Origin of the sequence: Paraburkholderia sp. SIMBA_054 (genome assembly GCF_046534875.1) — a bacterium.
In the GTDB taxonomy this organism is placed as follows: Bacteria; Pseudomonadota; Gammaproteobacteria; order Burkholderiales; family Burkholderiaceae; genus Paraburkholderia; species Paraburkholderia hospita.
Genome location: NZ_JAWRXV010000063.1, coordinates 40,712 through 59,548 on the forward strand (window position 1 = coordinate 40,712; position 18,837 = coordinate 59,548).

Sequence of the window (18,837 nt, forward strand, 5' to 3'; positions counted from 1 at the left end):
ATGGCATCGGCGCGCGCGCGCCTGGGAGCGCACGCGCGCATCACCCATCGCAGGCCGCGTGCTCGCATTCCTCATTGCGCCGCTGCATGGATCTCGGCGATGTAGCCACCGGGGAACTGCACGACGGCCGCTTCACGCTTGTCCGATGTGAACGGCGGCACCAGCACCGTGACACCTGCCGCCTTCGCCTTCTGTAGCGTGTCGCCGAGATTCGCCACTTCATAACCCGTCATCTCGTGGCCGTACGGATACGGCAAGTGGCCGTCCGTCGCCAGCACCGTCATTCGGCCGAAGCCCGACTCGATCCGCACGCGACGATACGTGTCGTTTGGCCGGCCAATCTCGACGCCCGGTGCCTTGCGATCGTCCGAGACCACCTTGCCGTGCGAAAAGCCCAAGAAATTCCGGATCAACGCATCGGCGCGCTCCGGCGATACGTAGACGCGGTTCTCCGGCACCGTCTGCAGCGGATCGTAGTTCGGCGCCTGCGTGTGCCAGTAGAGCTGCATATTGACGCCGCCAGGCCACGAGACGATCGCATCGCGCCCGATCGGGTCCGGGAACGTCGCCACCATGACGTCCGCGCCGTGTGCTTTCGCCGACTTCACGGCAGCGTCCATGTCCGTCACGAGATAGCCCGTGCGCTCGTTGCCGAACGGATACGGAACAGGCGTCTTGAAGCCGAACACGGAGATCGTGCCGACGGGTGTGAAGACGAGTTGCGACATCGTCTGGCTCGGCGTGGGTGTCACCTGAAACACGCCTTGCTGTGACTTGTGACCGCCGAAGGTCGCGACGAAGCTGCTGGTGAACTTGTCGAAGTCATCCGGCGCGACGTAGACGTGCGTCGTGTCGTATTGCGGCCCGACGGAAAGCCGCGGAGCCGCCGCCGGTTTGGCGGATGCAGCGGACGATGCAGCAAGACCGACGACAGCAAGCGTCGTCACAATCAAAGAACAGAGGTTACGCATGATGTTGAAGGTCCTTTAAGGTCTTTATTGAACACCGCAATGGCCGGAAGCGCGTTTGACGCCCGCGAGGCATGTCGCCATGACAAGCGCAGCGATAAGTCCAAGGTGTTCGAAGAAGGCGTTCAACGCAAAGAAGTGCGCGTCGCCCGTCAGGTTCCAGAAGTCGTTCGCGACGAACATCGCCACGGCCGTCAATGCGCCCAGCGCGCCCGCGCCCAGCCACACGAAGCGGTTCGCGAGAACGCACGCCGAGCCTCCCAGTTCGACGACGATTGCGAGCGCCGCCCACAGCCATCCTGGATGCAACCCGAAATGTGCCTCTTCGAGCACCGCGTCATGAAAATTCGCGAGCTTGGCCAGACCGCCGATCACATAGGCGGACACGAGCGCCGAGCGCATCAGCATCAGCAGCCAGGGCTGCGCGAGAATCGAGGCAATCCAGCGTGGATTCCCTTGTGCGCCCGTGCTCATGTCAGACCACCCCGCACGCGCAGCCGAGCGCGCCCCAGAACGAGCGCGGTTCGGATGCGGGCGCGTTGTCCGAACATCGAGCCTTCGAACGTCTGGGTGACGGTCGCCGGCGGATGCGAGCGAACGTCGGCGCTGCCGCCGCCGGCAGGCGATACGGCAACCCCCATGCTGTCGAGGAAGGTGACGAAACGCTCGACTCGCGCCAGCAGCACTCGCCGCACGACAATATTGCCGATATCGCTCTCGCGTGGTGTGAAAATTCTCTAGGTGGGAACGTAGTCATGGTCGAAGCCCGGCTTGCTGGAAATCGTTTGATACCGATGGCGCGCGCGCGTCGCCCATGCGAGCGCGCCATCATGCCGATATCAGAATGTCCAACCTTCAAACGGCCCAGCACGAGCAGCCCAGCGCGCCCCAGAAGCTCTTGAGGTCGGACGCCGGCACGCTCTTCGACCAGGCTCGTGCATGCGCGTGACCATGCACGCCACAAGCGCTCGCACAACCGCAGGCCAGCGCGTTCTGGCTGCGCTGCAATGGCCCGCCTTGCGCCGCGCCCCATCCTGCATAGCCACCGTATGCGCGCACGGGCGACCAGTCTGGCATCGCCGGCGGAATCGGCGCATCGTGATCCGCAAACGGACCGGCCGCATAAACGATCCTGCCGCCGACCACGGTCAGCACGGCAGTCGTATCGGCGATATCGGACTCGGGGCAACTCAGATAGTCGCGGTCCGGCACGATCAGGTCGGCCAGTTGCCCTTGCTGGATGCGGCCTTTTTTGCCTTCTTCATTCGAGAACCATGTGACGTTCTCGGTCCACATGCGCAGCGCCGTCTCACGGTCCAGACAATTGCGTTGCGGATAGATCCGCAGACCCGCGAGTGTCTTGCCCGTGACGAGCCACGACAGCGCGACCCACGGGTTGTACGACGCGACACGCGTTGCGTCGGTGCCCGCCGATGTCTTCACTCCTTTCTCGAGCATGCGCGCGATGGGTGGCGTCGCCTCGGCTGCCGCTGCACCATAACGCTCCACGAAGTACTCGCCCTGATACGCCATCCGATGCTGCACGGCAATGCCGCCGCCGAGCGCTGCGATCCGGTCGATCGAACGTTCGCTGATCGTCTCCGCGTGATCGAAGAACCAGTTCAGTCCGGCGAGCGGAATATCGCGGTTGACCTTTTCGAAGACATCGAGCGCGCGGCTGATGGTCTCGTCATAGGTCGCATGCATGCGCCACGGCCAGCGGTTTTCCGCGAGCACACGGACGACATCTTCGAGGTCGCCTTCCATCTCTGGGCCCATATCGGGGCGCGGCTGGCGAAAATCCTCGAAGTCCGCCGCCGAGAACACGAGCATTTCGCCCGCGCCGTTATGCCGGAAGTAATCGTTGCCCTGCTTGTATTTCGACGTGCGTGTCCAGTTGAGAAAGTCTTCCTTTTCGCCTTTGGGCTTCTGCGTGAAGAGGTTGTACGCAAGGCGAATTGTCAGTTGCCCTTCGTCCGACAGCTTCTGGATGACTTCATAGTCTTCTGGGTAGTTCTGAAAGCCGCCGCCTGCATCGATCGCGCCCGTCACGCCGAGCCGGTTCAGTTCGCGCATGAAGTGGCGCGTCGAATTGATCTGATATTCGAGCGGCAGCTTCGGCCCTTTTGCGAGTGTCGCATACAGGATCCCGGCATTGGGCTTCGCGAGCAGCAGGCCTGTCGGATTGCCTGCCCGATCTCGCACGATTTCGCCTCCGGGCGGCTCCGGCGTGTCCTTCGTATAGCCGACCACACGCAACGCAGCCGCATTGAGCATTGCACGGTCGTACAGATGCAGGATGAAGACAGGCGTATCGGGCGCGACTGCATTGAGTTCTTCAATTGTCGGAAGGCGCTTCTCGGCGAACTGACGCTCGGTGAAGCCGCCGACCACGCGCACCCACTGCGGTGGCGGCGTAATGGACACCTGGCGCTTGAGCATCCCCATTGCGACAGCGAGCGACGGAACGCCGTCCCACCGCAGTTCCATATTGAAGTTGAGGCCGCCTCGAATAATGTGCAGATGATTGTCGATCAACCCAGGCAAGACACGGCGGCCCTGTAGGTCGATCATCTTCGTCGCATCGCCTGCAAGCGACAGGATTTCGGCGTCGCTGCCCACGGCGCTGAACACGCCTTCACTTATCGCGACTGCCGTCGCTTCGGGCTGGCTCTTGTCGAGCGTGGTAAAGCGCCCGTGATGCAGGATCAGATCGGGCGAACCGACGTGAGTGCTCATGAGCGTTTCTCCGATGAATTGGCAGCGGCGGTGCGCGACGTGCTGCCCGTCTGGCGTCCAGGCAGCGACCCGAACATGTGCTGCGTGCACTTCGACTCGTTCCATGCGGTGTGAAAGCCGCTGCCGGAGAGCATCTGTTTCGCGACAGGAATGATCTGTTCGCCGCCGAGAATGCCGAGCAGGCCGACGAGGGCGACAAGTGGCGGAGCTGGTGAACGTACGTTGATGACGCTGTAGATCACGCCAACCAGCACGCCAGCAAGCAAGGAGAAAAGATAGAGTTTCATCGCATCTTATTCCTGTAGTTCACGCGCCATGCGAACGAATCGCAAACGCGGGGTCATGTGAAACGGCGACAAGAGGTCGCCACTCTTTTTGGCGGGTGAATGGAACTGATTGCGCCCTCCTGCGTTGCCTCGCCGATACAAAAAATCACTTCGAAGTCCCACCGCAACCCGACGCGTAAATCTGACTCCGGCTCACCCTCGGGCAGACCACCGGGGAAGGTCGAAAGAGTGCCTCGCCAACTCCGCGTCAGTCACCCGAAAGAAATCCACGGACCAACGCCCTGGTAGCCCCTGGATTCTCTTCCATCACCCAGTGGCCGGAGTCCGGTATAACGCTCTCTCGCACGTCATCGGCGGCCGACCGCATCACGGCGGCCATTGTCGTGCCAAAGGACTTCTCGCCTCCGGCCGCCAGCACCGGCATCCGCAACCGCGCGCCACTCGCGAGCCACGCCCGGTTGTCGGCTGCATCCTGATCGAAGGCCGCGAATTGTGCGAAGCCAGCGCGCATTGCGCCAGGTAACGCGTAGAGTGCTGAGTAGTGCGCCCTTGCGCTCTCATCGAACCTGCCTGGGTCGGCCGAGAACTCATTCCAGAAGCGGTCCAGATAGATGCGCTCGCGACCTGCTACAAGCCGCTCCATGTCAGGCCCGCCGAAACGGAAGTGCCATAGCATTGGGCTCCTCAAAATATCGTCCCATGGGCCGATTCCCGGAATCGGCGCATCGATCAACATCAGCCGCCTGACCCGCTCCGGATACTGGGTGGCAAACTGGAAGGCGACCATGTTGCCGATATCGTGTGCAACGAGATCAATCTGTTCGACCCCGAGGGAGTCAAGTACGCCCGCCATATCCGCCGCCTGAGTCTTTTTGTCGTAGCCGACAGCAGGTTTCGCAGACAGACCTAGTCCACGCAAGTCGGGCACAATCACCCGATGGTCCGGTGCAAGATCGGCCGCCAGCGGCACCCACATGTCGCCCGTCTCCGCATAGCCGTGCAACAGCATCGCAGCGGGACCTTTTCCTCCTACGCGGACAGACAATGTCGTTCCGTTAGTCAGAATCTCTTGAGTCGTAAAATCGGACGGGAACAACTGCATTCCTGTCAGCGTGGCCATGGTTTTTTTCCTATGAAATAGCGGACGCAGAGCACTTTTGCTTCAAGTTGACGGACGGTGGATGTTCGGTCAGCAATGGCTTGCCAAACGGTGTTTTTCTGGGGGGATCCGAGGGCCATTAATGGCTCGGGTCCCTACTGCGTTTAGGGCTTTGCCCTCAATGGACGGGAGTGCGCCCGAATTCCCAACGACTGGTTAGTCGCTCGTCACCGAATGCGTCGCGGGCTGGAGAAACTCGAGCGTAACGCCGTCCGGGTCGCGGACATAGACGAGCTTCCAGCCGTCCCGCGCTCCGCCTTCGATTTGCTGTGCCGGTCCGACGGCCGTCCAGTTCGCTTCGTCGAGCCGTTTGACTACTGCGTCGAGATCATCGACATACATCGCGACATGAACGGAACCCACATCGCAGGATCGCGGTTTCAGGATCCTGCGATCGGCTGGGGAGTGATACTCCAGCAATTCGATCTGATGGCCGTACCCCTTCACCATCGCCAGATCGAGGGAGGCACCTGCCACACCGACGAGGTTTTCGACAAATGGACTGTTCTCGAACTGCCACGTATATAGATGCTCGAATCCGAGAACATTTGTCCAGAAATCGAGCGACTCCTGTAGCGATGAAACGGTTATTCCGGTATGGTCCACGCTCCTGATCGAGAACAGTCCCGGGTGGGCTGCAGCTGTTGCCGAGGCTGAGTTCATGCCGCCTCCCGTTGCGTGCGGCCCCAGAATGTTCTCAGTTCATCGCAGATAAATTCTGTCTTCTCCTCGAATACCCAGTGCCCGCATGCTTCGATCACGCCACCGCTCGCGTTGACCGAAATGGCATTCGCGCAGTTGAAGCAGTGCGAGCCGAACGAACGGACTCCGCCGTACGCCAGCATCGGAACCTGCAGCTTCTTTTTGACCAGTTCCGCTGTCTGCTCCGCCATTTGAGGGATGTAGCCGTAGTGATTCAGGCTTGCACGCAGATTGCCGGGCTGCCTCATCTGCTGCACGTATTGCGCTACTTCCTCTTCCGGAATAGCCTGAGGGTTATATGCAAAATCCCGGAAAAAATGGCGTAGGTATTCTCCTTCCCTGCCCTGGATCAGAAACTGAGTGATATCCATGTTCATATGCATGCTCAGATGCCAGTACGGCACCCGGGGGTCGACATACCCAGGGAAGTCCAGACCAAAAAATGGTGTCTCGATAGTAGCAAGCGAAATTGGGCGCTTTCCGGCCATATACGCAAGCGCCACCGACGGCGGGCCTCCGAGATCGTGGCTGAGGATATGAAACCGGTCGACACCTTCCAACTTCAGAAGGTCGAGCATGTCCTGGGCGATCGTCATCGGCTCGTAACCGGAGAACGGCTTGTCGCTGTCGGCGTATCCCCGAAGGTCCGGCACGATAAAACGGTACTCATTGTCCAGGGCGTTGACGATCGGAAGGAACTCCCTATGGTTCTGCGGCCAGCCGTGAAGGCACAGTACAGCAGGACGTTCGGCATTACCTGCCGTCACATAGTGCAGCATCAGGCCATTTGCTTTGGCACGCCTGCTTGTGATTTTTTCCATGGTCACTCGCTCCTTGATCAAATGGTGCCGGGGTCCCTCGCGAAGAGGTCCATCGGTGATAGCCGCGCCCGCTGTGATCAAACGGCGGGCGTCGACACGAGTAGCGTCGAATCAGTGCTTCGATTCAGCAGATATTTGCAAAAATCAGTGCCCTTCGCTCGCGCCAAACATCGTCTTCGCGTAGATCAGGCCGAGACCGTATGCGCCCCCGTGAGAAATCGATGTTGCGACCGTTTGGTCGTACGTGTCCGCGCGCGCCCAGTCGCGTTGCAGCTCCAGCAGATATTGCAGCGACGTCATGGGTCGCGCCCCTGCCTGGATCATCCGCTCCATGGCACGTTCGTGAGCTTCGATGGACACGTCGCCACAGGCGTCCGATATCACATAGACTTCGAACCCCTGATCGATTGCGGATAATGCCGGGCCGACAATGCACACAGACGTCCACAGTCCCGCCAGTGCAAGCCGTCCCTTTCCGATCGCATTGACGCGCTCCGCGATGCGAGGGTCTTCCCAGGTGTTCATTGTCGTCCGGTCGATCACCTGCTCGTCGGGGAAGACCGAGCTGATTTCGTCGAAAATCGGACCCGAAAAGGATTTTTCGGCGACGGTGGTCAGAATCGTCGAAACCTTGAACTCCTTCGCGGCTTTCGCGACGAGCGCGGCATTGTTGCGCAACGATACCGCGTCAATCGATTTCGTCGCGAACGCCATTTGCGACTGGTGATCGATCATGATCACCGTGTGGTTGCTGGGATCGAGCAGCAGTTTGCTGGGCTGAGCCTTGGCTGTTGGCATGATGGCCTCCTGTGGGGTGCCGGTTAAAATGGAATTTCCCTGATTTGCCGAAATCATGTCGGCCTTCCGTCAATCATCCCAAGCGGATCCTAGAATCAGGCCGCAGAAGTTCTTTCGTCGATAGTCCGGATCGCAACGGTCGAGCACGTCGGCATTTACTGTTCCGAAGGTTGTCGCCGGGCGGTGCTTCATTCCTTGCGCGAACACCTCGATAATCAGCTCCTTGAAACTTGCACCGCGTGGAAACGCCCGCAGTACTGAATCGCGCTCCGTGCGGTCGACCTCGTCGAAATGCAAGCCGAGGAGATCGGTTTCGACACCTGCTGTAACGAGCGCCGTGAGGGCCGGCATTGCGGCTTGAATACCGAATGTTGTATGCAGCGCTATCGCGCGCCATGCCTCGGCAATATCGCTTCCGTGCGTGCCGTATTCGGAGAGAAACGAATGGACAGCGTCCGCGCCGTCCACTTCGAAACGTCGCTGCGAGTTTCGATATGATCTCGTCAATCCAATATCGTGAAACAGAGCGGTTACATACAGCAAGTCAGGATCGTACGAGAGTCGTCGACGCTGTCCAATAAGGGCGGCGAAGAGAAAAACGCGCACCGAGTGGCGATAAAGAATCTCAGGCTCGGCAGCGACCGCAAACATTGCCGCGGCCCGCGACATCTCGCTGTCCGGGATCCGGATACCTGCGACGCTTCCGCTCATCGGTGATCCCTCCAGGGCTTGGACCGCAGTAACTGTCCGGCTTTCATCTTCCCGCATTGGAAAGTCAAAACACTGAGCCGGGGAAAGCAAGAGCGAACGTGCGGTTTTCGTTCATGTTGGTTTCTTCCGTTAAAAAACGAGATAACCTTTTTCCCCAATGAGCGATGTCAAATCCACTTCTAGTTTCATCGATACCTTGTCGCCCATTTCCGTAGGTCGAAACTTACGCGCTCGCCCATCGACATCAACAATACTAGGCTCGCCTCTTAAAGGGCGTGAAAGCATCTGAAACGTTCTGAACGTGTGTGTTTCCGCGACAGTTACGGCGCCAGGAGCAATGAATCAGAATTGGCCCCTCGCCCTCCCGACAAGCGATGGATGTAGTGCACAGTCAAAAAAGATTGACAATTCGCGCTCGCGAATCTGATCGCTCGGAACTTAAGCGAAGCACGACATCAGTGGTCCGCAAGCGGCTATATGAAGGTCGCGCAGCGTGACTCAAGGCGGAAGCGGATGTCTAGGGTGCGCTTTGTGGCTCGGCAAAAAAAATGCCCAGGACGCTTTTCTTGCCAGACCGAAAACGCCTTCGCACGCCGAGGCGCCCGGTTCACGAGCCCTCTGGCAGCAATCCAATTTGTTCCGCTACGCTACCGTCCACATCTCACGTTGACAGTGCCTATGAAACAGCGCTCACCCATCACTTCGTCGTGGACAAACAACGACTATCCACACGCTTTAGGAATGAACGCAATTCGACAGTGCGCCATTTTCCTGTGAGGTCGATGACCGCAACGGTGAGATGCCTTCACGACATCTCACCGCACGCACCCATTGCTTCGAGTTAGTATGGACCGCTCAGTCTCCAATAGACTAATGGGTTTTTCTGTACTCGTCTGGTGTCCTGTCGCTTTCTGCCTTTTGCAAGCGGCTGCCCCGGCAGTCACCTCTGTTGCTCGACGGACCCGTCATTGCCTTCCTGGCGCCCGTGGACAACCTTCGGTGCATTGCCGGTGATCTTCGTCACACGCTCGGAACAGAACTCGGGGCCGTCACCGGTTCGCCTGAGATGGCGCGTTTGAGCGGGGATGCACCTGCTCACCGACCAACAATGCCGAGCAAGCCTATCAGCGCGACCGCCAGCGGCGCAGGCGAGCGCACACCAAGCATCGAATAAGTGATCCCTGCGAGGATGCCGGCTCCGAGCGATATCAGATACAGCTGGATTAGCGCGCTTACTTATTTGCAGTCGGATCGTCGGCCGGGTTCTCGTAAACCGTGTCCGTCGGACCCGTACCGGTAATCAGCACAATGACTTCCTCATCTTCGGTCATGGCGAAGTGCGGTCCACCCGTCGGTTCGGTGTACACAGAACCGGGTGGCAGCGTATGAAGCTTGATCCTATCGAACTTGGACCCGTAGCCCAGATGCCAGGTACCCTTGAGCACGGTGCCAATCCGGTCGCCTGCGTGATGATGCGCGGCTATCTGAGCGTGAGGGCCGACTCGCAAGAGTTGGCTATAAATCCCTGGCTTGGATGGGTCTCCCAGGATGTTGACGACTCGCACCTTGGGGTTTCCCGATCCGCCCGCACCGCCCGTCGGAGCTATAGCGGCCAGTTCTTTCGGTGTCTTGGCGTAGTCGGGCAGTTGCTGTTCCGATGGCGTTGATTGCGCCCATCCCGCAGAGCTGAGGATTGCCGCGACGAGCGAGATCACAAACTTTTTTCGAGTCACGATGTCGTCTCCTGTCTAAACATTTATCGAATTTTTCCAACTGACCGTGGACCCGTCAGCCCGACGCGGCGGATGTTGAAGAAACGCCAGAGTCACACCGTTGCGCACATATACGAGGGCGACGCCGTCACGTACGCCGGCGTGCACGGTCTGAGGTTCCGATATTTTCCGCGCCACTGCTCCCATCACTGGCAGGAACTCCCGATGGTTCTGAAGCCATACATTGTGAAGGACTACACCGTTTGCCACCGTGCGCTCGTGGATAAGCACGCTCATCGCGTCCTCCCACGAGAAAATATGTGCCAGGTTCATATTCTCGTGCAATTCTAGGACATTGCGCGCAAAGGCGTCACTCGCGTCTCTTACCGACTTCTTCACAAGCCAGATCGAACGTTTCCTTCGCCGGAGCGAATGCAACGCACATTTATACTGGAGGTAGTGGCGTCGCTCCAGCATACGCTCACATTTCCGATGGCAGCCGCTCGACATCCGAAATGCGCATCGGCCGAGGCTCCGCATCGACCCCAGCTGCGCCTTCTTCTCGCAAACGACAGACGAAACCGTTGCTCCTTCCGGCACGCTGTGTGCGTTGCGGAATCCGGTGCATGTGAAACGGGTGACAGAGTCCAGCACCGCGGTCGCCCAATGCCTTCTTCCGCGGGCGTGCCTATCATATTCCTCTGCTACGAAGCGTTTCGCTATCTGGCATTCATCAGGCGCCTATCGACCCTTGTTCTGGATCATCAGATTGTTTCTGACCTGCGTGACGCCCGGAACACCTTTTGCGGCGCTCGCCGCTCTGTCCACCGCGACGCGGTTGGGTACCGTTCCCGTCAGCGTGACAACACCGGCATCAGCGTGAACTCGGATACCGATGCTGGTCAGATGCTTCGTCGTGCCGAGGGCATGATGAACGTCCTTTTCCAGCCGGCGATCATCTGCTTTCGTGCTGTAGCGGTTTGCGTGCTGTCGGCAGGTGCCGCTGCGCTTGCGCCATTCAGCGCGCCCGCGGTCTGCGCCAAGATGCTCGCCGATAGCGTCAGCACGGCGACTGCCCAAGCCTCTGTCATTGCGATCTTTGCGTTCATCGTTATTCTCCATCCAGAGATAACTGGCGACACGTGACATCATGTCATGCCGCGCCGCTTCCGATGTGCTTACCATCCATTGTTCAGTTCGACGCCCACATAGTCCGCATTTCTGCCGCCCGCATTGCGAATTGAATCACCGACCTAGCACTACACTGTTTCGACAGAGCCGACCAGATTTGACGCCATGGTCCAATCGGCGCGCACTTGTACATACATGCCCGTCCACCGGCGGCCATGTCCGCGATGCCCAAAGCTGCGCTCGACCACCAACCGGCGGGGCAGCAAGGCGAAACCCCTTTTTTTCTCCCGCAGTTTGATAGCCTGCAGGTCAATGCCTTCAATGCGTGCGGCTTGCGCAGTGTCCTCGCCTGTGTATACCGATCCGCATACGCCACCTTAACGGTTTGCCCTGTGATTTTCCTGTACTTGACGCGCAAGCTCTGCCACATGCCCACGCCGCTGTTCATAGACAGGTGTGAGTGCAGGGCCTGCAACTGACCCGACGTGTCCACTGCGATCTGGATCTTGCTGACAGGTTTGCGCTTGCAGCCCCCATAACCCGCACGCGGGTTGATCGGCCTCAGGTCGCAGACGATGTTCTCGAAGCAAGCCCGCCTTAAACCAGCATTGGGTCTGCTGTACACAGGTCGTCCCCAAGGCGGGAAGTCATTAGGTAGCATTCGTCGGTATGCGCCGGCTGGCGCGATGCAGCGTCACGCATTGAACATGTTCGTGCAGTTCGTATTTGTGCTTTGGCCCGGCGACGGCAATCGCTGGCAAATAGGATGCCGTGAAAGCTCGATACTTCAGTCGGATAACGCTCTTTTCATGCCCCAGATGCCAGGCCTCAGCGAAAGGTCCTACCACGGCACCCGCTCAGTCGACGAGCGGCATGAGCCAAACCGAGCCACCTCGCAGAAGTCTTGGAACTATCCTCGACTTGACGCAGATCGGAGGGCTATCTATTCTGCATACGTGGATCGACCGTGTTAGCATGTCGGTTGTGGACTGATTGCTCCACTATTCGATCCAACCCTGCCCGCGCTCCAGGGTAGAGAGGTATGAGATGCTTTATGTTGGTCAGCTCCTGGTCTCTATCGACGATCGCGAGATCCGCTCGAACGGCAAATCGCTGCGTATCGGCAGCCGGGCATTTGACATACTGCAGGTGCTGATCGAGGCAAACGGCGCCACGGTGTCAAAAGCTGAAATCATGCGGCGTGTATGGCCGAACTCCGTGGTCGAGGAAAACAACCTCCATGTCCATGTCGCCGCGTTACGTAGGGTGTTGGCGGGCGACCGGGACCTGATCCGGACGGTGCCGGGACGCGGCTACCGTCTCATCAGCGGATGCGGTTCAGCAACGGCAAAGGGTGGCGCGGCCGACTTGACATTGCGGTCAAAGTCTTCGGCGCCCGCGCGCTTGGAAAAGATCTTTGGGCGCGAAGAGTCAATCGCTGAAGTCATCGGTGCACTAGGCGCGGCGAAAACGGTTACGCTCGTCGGCGCCGGCGGCATCGGCAAGACCTGTATTGCTTCCGACGTTGCGTCGCGCGTCGGAGCGCGCTTTCCGGATGGCGTCATCTTTGTGGCGCTCGACTCGGCTTCCGACCCGCGTTTCGCCATGAATGCACTCGCGAACTGCCTCGGCATGCCCGCATGTGCCGGACGCACTTCTGTCGCTGATATCGCGGCAGGCCTGACTGGACGGAGGATCCTGTTGGTCTTGGATAACTGCGAGCATGTGATCGAAGTAGCGGCAGAAATGGCGAGCGCCGCGAGCGCGGCGAGTCCGGCGCTTAGCGTGCTAGCGACAAGCCGAGAGGCACTACGAGTGCCTGGCGAACTGGTCTATTACGTCCAGCCGCTCGACGTACCAGATGAAGAGGGTAGCCGTGACGAAATACTCGGTGCAAGTGCCGTCCAGCTATTTACCGCTCGAGCCTGCGCAGCTGATCCTCGCTTCTCGCTTAACGAACGCAGCGTTCGGCTGATCGGTTCGGTATGCCGGCGACTGGACGGCATTCCGCTTGCTATCGAATTGGCCGCCGCACGCGCGGCCGTTTTGGGTCTGGAGGTGCTTACGGAGCACCTCGATGATCACTTCCGAATGCTGACTGGCGGTCTTCGAACAGCGCTTCCGCGCCACCAGACGCTGAAAGCAACTCTCGATTGGAGCAATCGCCTGCTCATGGAACCCGAGCGCAAACTTTTGCGTTGGCTCGGCGTATTCACTGATGGTTTCTCTTTCGACGCCGCGCATTACGTCGTCAGCGGAAGTGCACTATCGAGGGCTCAAGTGCTCGATGCACTGGGCAGCCTTGTGGCGAAATCGCTTGTGGTCCGGGTGTGTACCGGAGCATCACCCCGCTATCGGCTGCTCGCTATAACGCGCGCATACGCACTGCAGCAGCTCGAGGACTTCGGCGAACACAGGGTGGCAGCGCTCTCACACGCGCTTTATTTTCAGTGGTTCTTCAGTCACACACCGTCGTTGCCACCGTCCGCGCGATCGTTGAGATCAGTGCTCGTTGACTTTCAGCTGGAACTCGGCAATTTGCGCGCCGCGCTCGACTGGGCATTTTCGCCGGACGGCGATCGCGCCCTTGGTATTACCTTGTCGGCTGTTGCCCTGCCACACCTTTTCAATATGTCGCTAATCGATGAATGCTCCGAAAGAGCTCGCGTCGCCCTTGACGCAATACTTGAGCCGGAAATCGATGCGGTTTCATCGCAAACGCGCTTGCATATTCAGGCGATTTACGCGGCGGCGCGTGTATTTGCCGCTGGCCCGGGCGAAGCGGCGTATAACACATGGCGCCTTATACTTTCTCGGGCGTTGATGGAACAAGATCGCGAATTCCAGTTGTTTGCACTTTGGGGGCTTTGGATCGTTAGCCACTACAGGGGTGAAGCTCGGCTCGCTCTGTGGCATGCACAGCGCTTCCGCACGCTCGCGGAGGTTGTGGACTATCCAGACTTTCGCAATGTTGGGAGAGGTATGGTCGCGGTTGCACTACATGACATTGGCGAGCCGGACGCCGCGAGGAAGCAGTTCGAGGAGATGTTGCATGGGTATAAGTACCGCGCCGAACCTTGTCTCATTGCAGAATCGGGTTTCGATCATAGCGTCGCCGCACGCGCATCGCTCGCTCGGGTAATGTGGGCCCAAGGCGATTATGAAACTGCGCTGCAGCTCGCCCAGCGTGCTTTGAACGAAGCGCTAAACTGCAAACATGACATATTGATCTGTGAGGTGCTTGCGGAAGGGCTCGTCCCGATAGCGCTGTTGACGTGTTCCTTCGAAGTTGCTCAGAGAGGCATTGCATTGCTAGAAGACTGCGCGAGGCGCTCAGGCTTGGTAATTTGGCTCGCATGTTCGGAGGCATACAAGGAATACCTGGAGTCGGCGATGCACCCGGACGCCTTGCGATTGCCCGGGTTCCGTTGTGCTATCGACTCCCTGCGCCAGACCGGCTATCTGATGCCATTGACCATGCTCCTTGCGCAATATGCACGTTGTCTAAACGGCTATGGTCGGACGAGCGAGGCGACGGAGGTTCTCGCAGAAGCGCAGCGCCGGTGTGACGTGACAGGAGAACGTTGGTTCTACCCGCAACTGGTCAAACTTACGATTGAGTTTGAGAAAGTCCGTGACAACAGCTCTGTTGACTTGCGCGGAACTGATTCCATGAGCAGTCGCAAATTGTCTCGACTGAACCGCAGATCAAGTCGTCGTTATAATGCGTCCCTGCGCGCCAGCAAACGTCAGTTTCGCATTCGCTAACGACCTTTTCAGCATCCGTCGGCATATGATTCAGCAAGCGTTTTTGCAGGAAAGGTTCGTGGTGGTTTGAACCGGGTCGGCCGCGCAGCAGCATGTCCTGCAGTTGGTCGCAGCCGCCTTCCTACGGGCAGTAACGCAGGCGGCGCAAGCACCTCTCATGCCGCAACCCGTCTCGCGACATAGTGTCGCAACGCGGGCTTTTCTGCAAGACGGAGAGGATGTCGTCTGTCAGACCGCAAATTTGTCGAGCGCCTTACGCCCAGAATGACGGGCTGGCGCTCCTTCAGAGGACCGACGACGGTTCCGACACGTGCCCAATGGTTCGTCGTCGGGTATCCGTTTTGGCCGCTGTCTTTTTCGTCGTCGAAACTGTGGATCAGGTCGCGAGCGCTGTAACAGGTAGCTAGTAGCCCGCCCCCTCCGCGTGTTGCTTTGCGTCACGGAAATTATCGGGCCAGGTCGCAAGCACTGCGTCTATGATGTCACGCAGACGACGCGGCGTCGCGCCGCCTTTTGCCTCTACTGCGATGCCTTGGATCATAGTCCAGAGAAAAGCCGCCGCATCATGAGCGGTCATGCCTTCGGGAAGCGGTCCTGCATCCGTCACGGATTCCAGACGCTGTCGCAGACTCCGCTCCAAACCGTTACGGATTTCCAGGAGATTTGCTTTCAATGGGCCCGTACTTCCCACACAAGCAAGTGCCGATAATGCCATAAGGCAGCCAGAGGGTGCGTTACTGTCCGCATTCAGGTCGACGAGACCGAGCATAATGGCTCGTACAATCAGCCGTGGAGTCGGCTGAGCCAAAGCATCGGCATGAAAAGCAAGATTCTTCTGAATATAGCGATCGAGTACCGTGCGAAACATCTCTTCTTTGCCTCCGAACAGCCTGTTGAGCCTAGACCATGTCATCCCCGTTGCATCCTGAATGTCAGCGCGCGACGTCGAATCATAGCCCCTGCTCCATAAGAGAAGCATTACCTTTTCCAGTACCAGGTCTTCGTCGAAATCTTGTTCTGTTGCCATAGGCGTGCCCTCAGCGCAAACGTTTATGGACTAATCGGTCCCTAAAAAGGTTAGTCATCCCGGTTAGAGCTGACACTTTCTCGGCGCCGTAAAAGACGTACTCAAATTTCCACATGGCCTCGACCGAACGAGGCCAAAACATTCGTCGACTGCCCGAAATGCACTCGTTGGATGCGCGGGCATGAGAGGGACTATCAGCAGTCGTTTAGACACCTGTCCGTACGCTAAGCCAAGCTTCTCGCGCCGCTATCGACGACGGCTGCTCACGCATGCGGTTCCGCGTTAGCGGTCGACCCGCTCTAACGAATCTGCCGTCACCGTTTGTCGAGGCGCCCCCCTCCCGGACAGCGATCGTTCCCGCTCGAATTCATGGTTTTTACGCGTCAGGACGCCTATCAAGGCACGTTTACAATGTCACCCTTCCGACCTGCTGGTCACGAGTCCCCATCTTCGCGGCTTTGGCAAGGTTCGACCATGCGCCAAGCCGACCGATACATTGTGGACCATAAGGTTTCTAATGTCCAGAAATAGCGACAATGTATTCTCAGCCTGGCGGCACGTGGTCTTGGTCCTGGTAGCGCGCCGGCCTCCGCGAGACAAAGACGCCGTGCAATTCGAATCGCGAAAATCGCATTGCATTAGGAATGCGGATATGTTCTAGCTCATGGAGGTGTGGAGCGGGTACGTTTGGCACCGTTTGGTCTACAATGTAAGAAACTGAGGGAGCGACAAATGGCACGGCCCAGAGAGTTCGACGAAAACCATGTATTGCAAAAGGCGTTGTATCTCTTTTGGGACAAGGGCTACGAAGCTACGTCACTGTCTGATCTACTGGAAGCGACCGGACTCACCAAGTCGAGTCTCTACAAGGCATTTGAAAGCAAAGAAGGGCTTTTCCGCCGTGTCGTAGACGTTTACGAAAGGGAACATCTGGGTTTCCGAAATTTTGCGTTATCGAAACCGACGCCACGCCTGATCACGGAGACTCTGCTCAAGGGAACAGTTCGCCTGCACACCGGCGATAACACTCCACCCGGTTGCCTGATTACGTTGGCGGTGCTTGCCTGCAGCGCGGAAGCACGACCACTTAGCGAAGAACTTGCCGCAAGCCGCAGTCGTTTTGAGCGACGACTAAGAGACAGGTTCGAGTCGGTCAAGGATGTTGGCCCGTTACCGGAGGGCATGACGAGTAATGAGGCGGCCGCTTTGCTCTCGACATTAGTTCAGGGGCTAGCTGTCCAAGCAAAGGGAGGCGCAACCCGCCGTCAGCTATTCCAGGTCGTCACCGCCGTGCTGAAGAGCTGGCCTGCTGAGTCTGGTGGGCCTCGTCAGCTCGCCACGAGCGACCCGCAACCCCTGCAAAGCGGTTTCAGCGTCTAAGGCTGCTGTTGAGGTCGACTATTTCTGCTAGCAGGATGATTAATTGTGCTAGCGACCTCTTCGACGTCGCCGTTTGACCGCATCTCTGCGATACCTACCGACGTTTGAGATCAACTGCTGCATGTTGCCCGCGCGGCGCAACACTGAGGGCGGCGCCGTTTCCAGTTGTTCGCCATGCTCGCAGCAGTCCATGATGGCCGGGTTCAGCCACGCCTGTTTACGCCGACCGAAAATTGAGCCACTTGTAGGGATCGCGCCGACTGAAAATTGAGCCGGGTAATCAACCTATCCTGCTGGTTTTTCAGGCAGGGTGTTTGGGGATGATCCCGATGACGATGATTGGCAAGGTGCGGCGGATGTTCCATCGCCAGAACAAGTCAGTACGCGAGATAGCGCGACTCACAAGCCTGTCGCGCAACACAATTAGTAAATATCTGAACATGGAGGTTCAGGAGGAGCCGAAGTATCAGCGACGCTCCCAGCCGACCCGACTGACGCCGTTTCATGAGGCACTGGTGCAGGCGCTCAGTGTCGACGCGCGGCGGTCGAAGAAGGAGCGGCGCACCGCGTGGATGCTGTTCCAGGAGATCAAGGCGAGCGGCTACGATGGCTGCTATTCGCGGGTGACCGACTTCATCCGGACCTGGCGGCAAGGCGAAGGCAAAGCGGTGTCGAAGTCGGCGTTTGTGCCGTTGCGATTCGAACTGGGCGAAGCGTTCCAGTTTGACTGGTCCGAGGAAGGACTGGTTGTCGGCGGCATTTACCGCAAGCTGCAGGTGTCGCACATGAAGCTGTGCGCGTCGCGGGCGTTCTGGCTCGTGGCCTACCCGAGCCAGGGTCACGAGATGCTGTTCGACGCCCATACGCGCTCGTTTGCGGCCTTCGGCGGGGTGGCCCGTCGTGGCATCTACGACAACATGAAGACGGCAGTCGACAAGGTCCACAAAGGCAAGGGCCGTACCGTAAATTCACGCTTTGCGGTGATGTGCGCGCACTACCTGTTTGACGCGGACTTCTGCAACGTGGCCAGCGGCTGGGAGAAAGGCGTCGTCGAGAAGAATGTGCAGGACAGCCGCCGGCGTATCTGGATTGAAGCGCGCGAGCAGCGATTCGGCAGTTTCGCCGATCTGAATGCATGGCTGGCGAACCGGTGCCGATCGTTGTGGGATGACCTTGCCCGCGAAAAACGTATCCGTTACTGAGAGTGTGTAAAACTTCAGCAACGGAGGATTGAGCAATGGGTAACCCGAGAGCGCGGTACACGCTGGAATACAAGATTGAGGCCGTTCGCATGGTGCGAAACGGCCAGAGCCAGTCGGCAGTGGCAAAGATTCTGGGGATCAGCTCCAAGACGCTGAACGACTGGATCAAGGCCGATGACGCCGGCAAGCTCAATGGCGCGGGCAAACAGGTGTCGGCCGAACAAATGGAAATTGCGCGACTCAGGGCAGAGAACGCGAAGCTGCGCATGGAGCGCGATATCCTGGGAAAAGCGACGGCATACTTCGCGAAGGGGTCGGTGTGAAGTATGCCTGGATTGAGCGGCACAGCCGACATTGGCCGGTTTCCGTGGCCTGCGAGGCGCTGGGTGTCAGTCCCAGCGGTTATCACGCCCGCAAGGCCCGGGACGTCGA

The 18,837-nt window shown here is 58.6% G+C and carries 14 protein-coding genes and 5 pseudogenes; 4 read left to right on the plus strand and 15 right to left on the minus strand.

Going from position 1 to position 18,837, the window contains the following annotated elements; all coding sequences use genetic code 11:
- Window positions 1-71: 71 nt before the first annotated feature.
- From SB822_RS44590 to SB822_RS44655, 14 genes and pseudogenes are all read right to left on the minus strand, one after another.
- Complete coding sequence (locus tag SB822_RS44590) at window positions 72-971, minus strand: glyoxalase (RefSeq protein WP_410857639.1); 900 nt, start codon at window positions 969-971, stop codon at window positions 72-74.
- Between the two features lie 24 nt (window positions 972-995).
- On the minus strand, window positions 996-1,442 hold the full coding sequence (locus SB822_RS44595; RefSeq protein ID WP_410857640.1) for a DoxX family protein: 447 nt from the start codon (window positions 1,440-1,442) through the stop codon (window positions 996-998).
- 74 nt (window positions 1,443-1,516) lie between these two features.
- Window positions 1,517-1,702 (minus strand): annotated as a pseudogene (locus tag SB822_RS44600) (pirin family protein); the annotation flags it as partial.
- A gap of 121 nt (window positions 1,703-1,823) precedes the next feature.
- Window positions 1,824-3,707: an amidohydrolase gene (locus SB822_RS44605; RefSeq protein ID WP_410857641.1), complete on the minus strand. Its 1,884-nt coding sequence runs from the start codon at window positions 3,705-3,707 to the stop codon at window positions 1,824-1,826.
- Complete coding sequence (locus SB822_RS44610) at window positions 3,704-3,994, minus strand: XapX domain-containing protein (protein WP_410857642.1); 291 nt, start codon at window positions 3,992-3,994, stop codon at window positions 3,704-3,706. The genes SB822_RS44605 and SB822_RS44610 overlap by 4 nt, the downstream gene beginning before the upstream one ends.
- Before the next feature lie 247 nt (window positions 3,995-4,241).
- Window positions 4,242-5,114, minus strand: coding sequence for an alpha/beta fold hydrolase (locus SB822_RS44615; protein ID WP_410857643.1), 873 nt, complete (start codon window positions 5,112-5,114; stop codon window positions 4,242-4,244).
- Window positions 5,115-5,309: 195 nt separating this feature from the next.
- Window positions 5,310-5,816: a VOC family protein gene (locus SB822_RS44620; RefSeq protein WP_410857644.1), complete on the minus strand. Its 507-nt coding sequence runs from the start codon at window positions 5,814-5,816 to the stop codon at window positions 5,310-5,312.
- Window positions 5,813-6,676 (minus strand): alpha/beta fold hydrolase, encoded by an 864-nt coding sequence (locus SB822_RS44625; protein ID WP_410857645.1) that lies wholly within the window; start codon window positions 6,674-6,676, stop codon window positions 5,813-5,815. Before SB822_RS44625 ends, SB822_RS44620 begins: the two co-directional genes overlap by 4 nt.
- A gap of 144 nt (window positions 6,677-6,820) precedes the next feature.
- Complete coding sequence (locus tag SB822_RS44630; protein WP_410857646.1) at window positions 6,821-7,474, minus strand: hydrolase; 654 nt, start codon at window positions 7,472-7,474, stop codon at window positions 6,821-6,823.
- A 69-nt stretch (window positions 7,475-7,543) separates the two neighbouring features.
- Window positions 7,544-8,185: an HD domain-containing protein gene (locus SB822_RS44635; RefSeq protein WP_410857647.1), complete on the minus strand. Its 642-nt coding sequence runs from the start codon at window positions 8,183-8,185 to the stop codon at window positions 7,544-7,546.
- A 940-nt stretch (window positions 8,186-9,125) separates the two neighbouring features.
- Window positions 9,126-9,409, minus strand: a pseudogene (locus SB822_RS44640) (DUF1427 family protein).
- 8 nt (window positions 9,410-9,417) lie between these two features.
- A complete protein-coding gene (locus tag SB822_RS44645) occupies window positions 9,418-9,918 on the minus strand; it encodes a cupin domain-containing protein (protein ID WP_410857648.1) in 501 nt (166 codons plus the stop codon).
- A gap of 720 nt (window positions 9,919-10,638) precedes the next feature.
- Entirely contained in the window at window positions 10,639-11,049 is a 411-nt protein-coding gene (locus SB822_RS44650) for a BON domain-containing protein (RefSeq protein ID WP_410857649.1), read from the minus strand.
- A 26-nt stretch (window positions 11,050-11,075) separates the two neighbouring features.
- Window positions 11,076-11,258: pseudogene (locus SB822_RS44655) on the minus strand (alginate export family protein); the annotation flags it as partial.
- Window positions 11,259-12,075: 817 nt separating this feature from the next.
- On the opposite strand from SB822_RS44655, the gene SB822_RS44660 reads away from it, so the two are divergent.
- Window positions 12,076-14,796: a winged helix-turn-helix domain-containing protein gene (locus SB822_RS44660; protein WP_410857650.1), complete on the plus strand. Its 2,721-nt coding sequence runs from the start codon at window positions 12,076-12,078 to the stop codon at window positions 14,794-14,796.
- 403 nt (window positions 14,797-15,199) lie between these two features.
- Here the strand turns inward: SB822_RS44660 and SB822_RS44665 are convergent, their stop codons facing one another.
- The gene (locus SB822_RS44665) at window positions 15,200-15,823 is read right to left on the minus strand and encodes a TetR/AcrR family transcriptional regulator (protein ID WP_410857651.1); all 624 of its coding nucleotides are present in this window, start codon (window positions 15,821-15,823) and stop codon (window positions 15,200-15,202) included.
- A gap of 732 nt (window positions 15,824-16,555) precedes the next feature.
- Between SB822_RS44665 and SB822_RS44670 the strand changes: the two genes are divergently transcribed.
- From SB822_RS44670 to SB822_RS44680, 3 genes and pseudogenes are all read left to right on the plus strand, one after another.
- Window positions 16,556-17,203: a TetR/AcrR family transcriptional regulator gene (locus SB822_RS44670; RefSeq protein ID WP_410857652.1), complete on the plus strand. Its 648-nt coding sequence runs from the start codon at window positions 16,556-16,558 to the stop codon at window positions 17,201-17,203.
- A gap of 329 nt (window positions 17,204-17,532) precedes the next feature.
- Window positions 17,533-18,402, plus strand: a pseudogene (gene istA / locus SB822_RS44675) (IS21 family transposase); the annotation flags it as partial.
- Between the two features lie 38 nt (window positions 18,403-18,440).
- A pseudogene (locus SB822_RS44680) lies at window positions 18,441-18,837 on the plus strand (transposase); the annotation flags it as partial.

Coding starts and splice junctions, on each gene's coding strand:
- SB822_RS44590 (WP_410857639.1), bottom strand. CDS start 971: ATGCGTAACCTCTGTTCTTTGATTGTGACGACGCTTGCTGTCGTCGGT.
- SB822_RS44595 (WP_410857640.1), bottom strand. CDS start 1,442: ATGAGCACGGGCGCACAAGGGAATCCACGCTGGATTGCCTCGATTCTC.
- SB822_RS44605 (WP_410857641.1), bottom strand. CDS start 3,707: ATGAGCACTCACGTCGGTTCGCCCGATCTGATCCTGCATCACGGGCGC.
- SB822_RS44610 (WP_410857642.1), bottom strand. CDS start 3,994: ATGAAACTCTATCTTTTCTCCTTGCTTGCTGGCGTGCTGGTTGGCGTG.
- SB822_RS44615 (WP_410857643.1), bottom strand. CDS start 5,114: ATGGCCACGCTGACAGGAATGCAGTTGTTCCCGTCCGATTTTACGACT.
- SB822_RS44620 (WP_410857644.1), bottom strand. CDS start 5,816: ATGAACTCAGCCTCGGCAACAGCTGCAGCCCACCCGGGACTGTTCTCG.
- SB822_RS44625 (WP_410857645.1), bottom strand. CDS start 6,676: ATGGAAAAAATCACAAGCAGGCGTGCCAAAGCAAATGGCCTGATGCTG.
- SB822_RS44630 (WP_410857646.1), bottom strand. CDS start 7,474: ATGCCAACAGCCAAGGCTCAGCCCAGCAAACTGCTGCTCGATCCCAGC.
- SB822_RS44635 (WP_410857647.1), bottom strand. CDS start 8,185: ATGAGCGGAAGCGTCGCAGGTATCCGGATCCCGGACAGCGAGATGTCG.
- SB822_RS44650 (WP_410857649.1), bottom strand. CDS start 11,049: ATGATGTCACGTGTCGCCAGTTATCTCTGGATGGAGAATAACGATGAA.
- SB822_RS44660 (WP_410857650.1), top strand. CDS start 12,076: ATGCTTTATGTTGGTCAGCTCCTGGTCTCTATCGACGATCGCGAGATC.
- SB822_RS44665 (WP_410857651.1), bottom strand. CDS start 15,823: ATGGCAACAGAACAAGATTTCGACGAAGACCTGGTACTGGAAAAGGTA.
- SB822_RS44670 (WP_410857652.1), top strand. CDS start 16,556: ATGGCACGGCCCAGAGAGTTCGACGAAAACCATGTATTGCAAAAGGCG.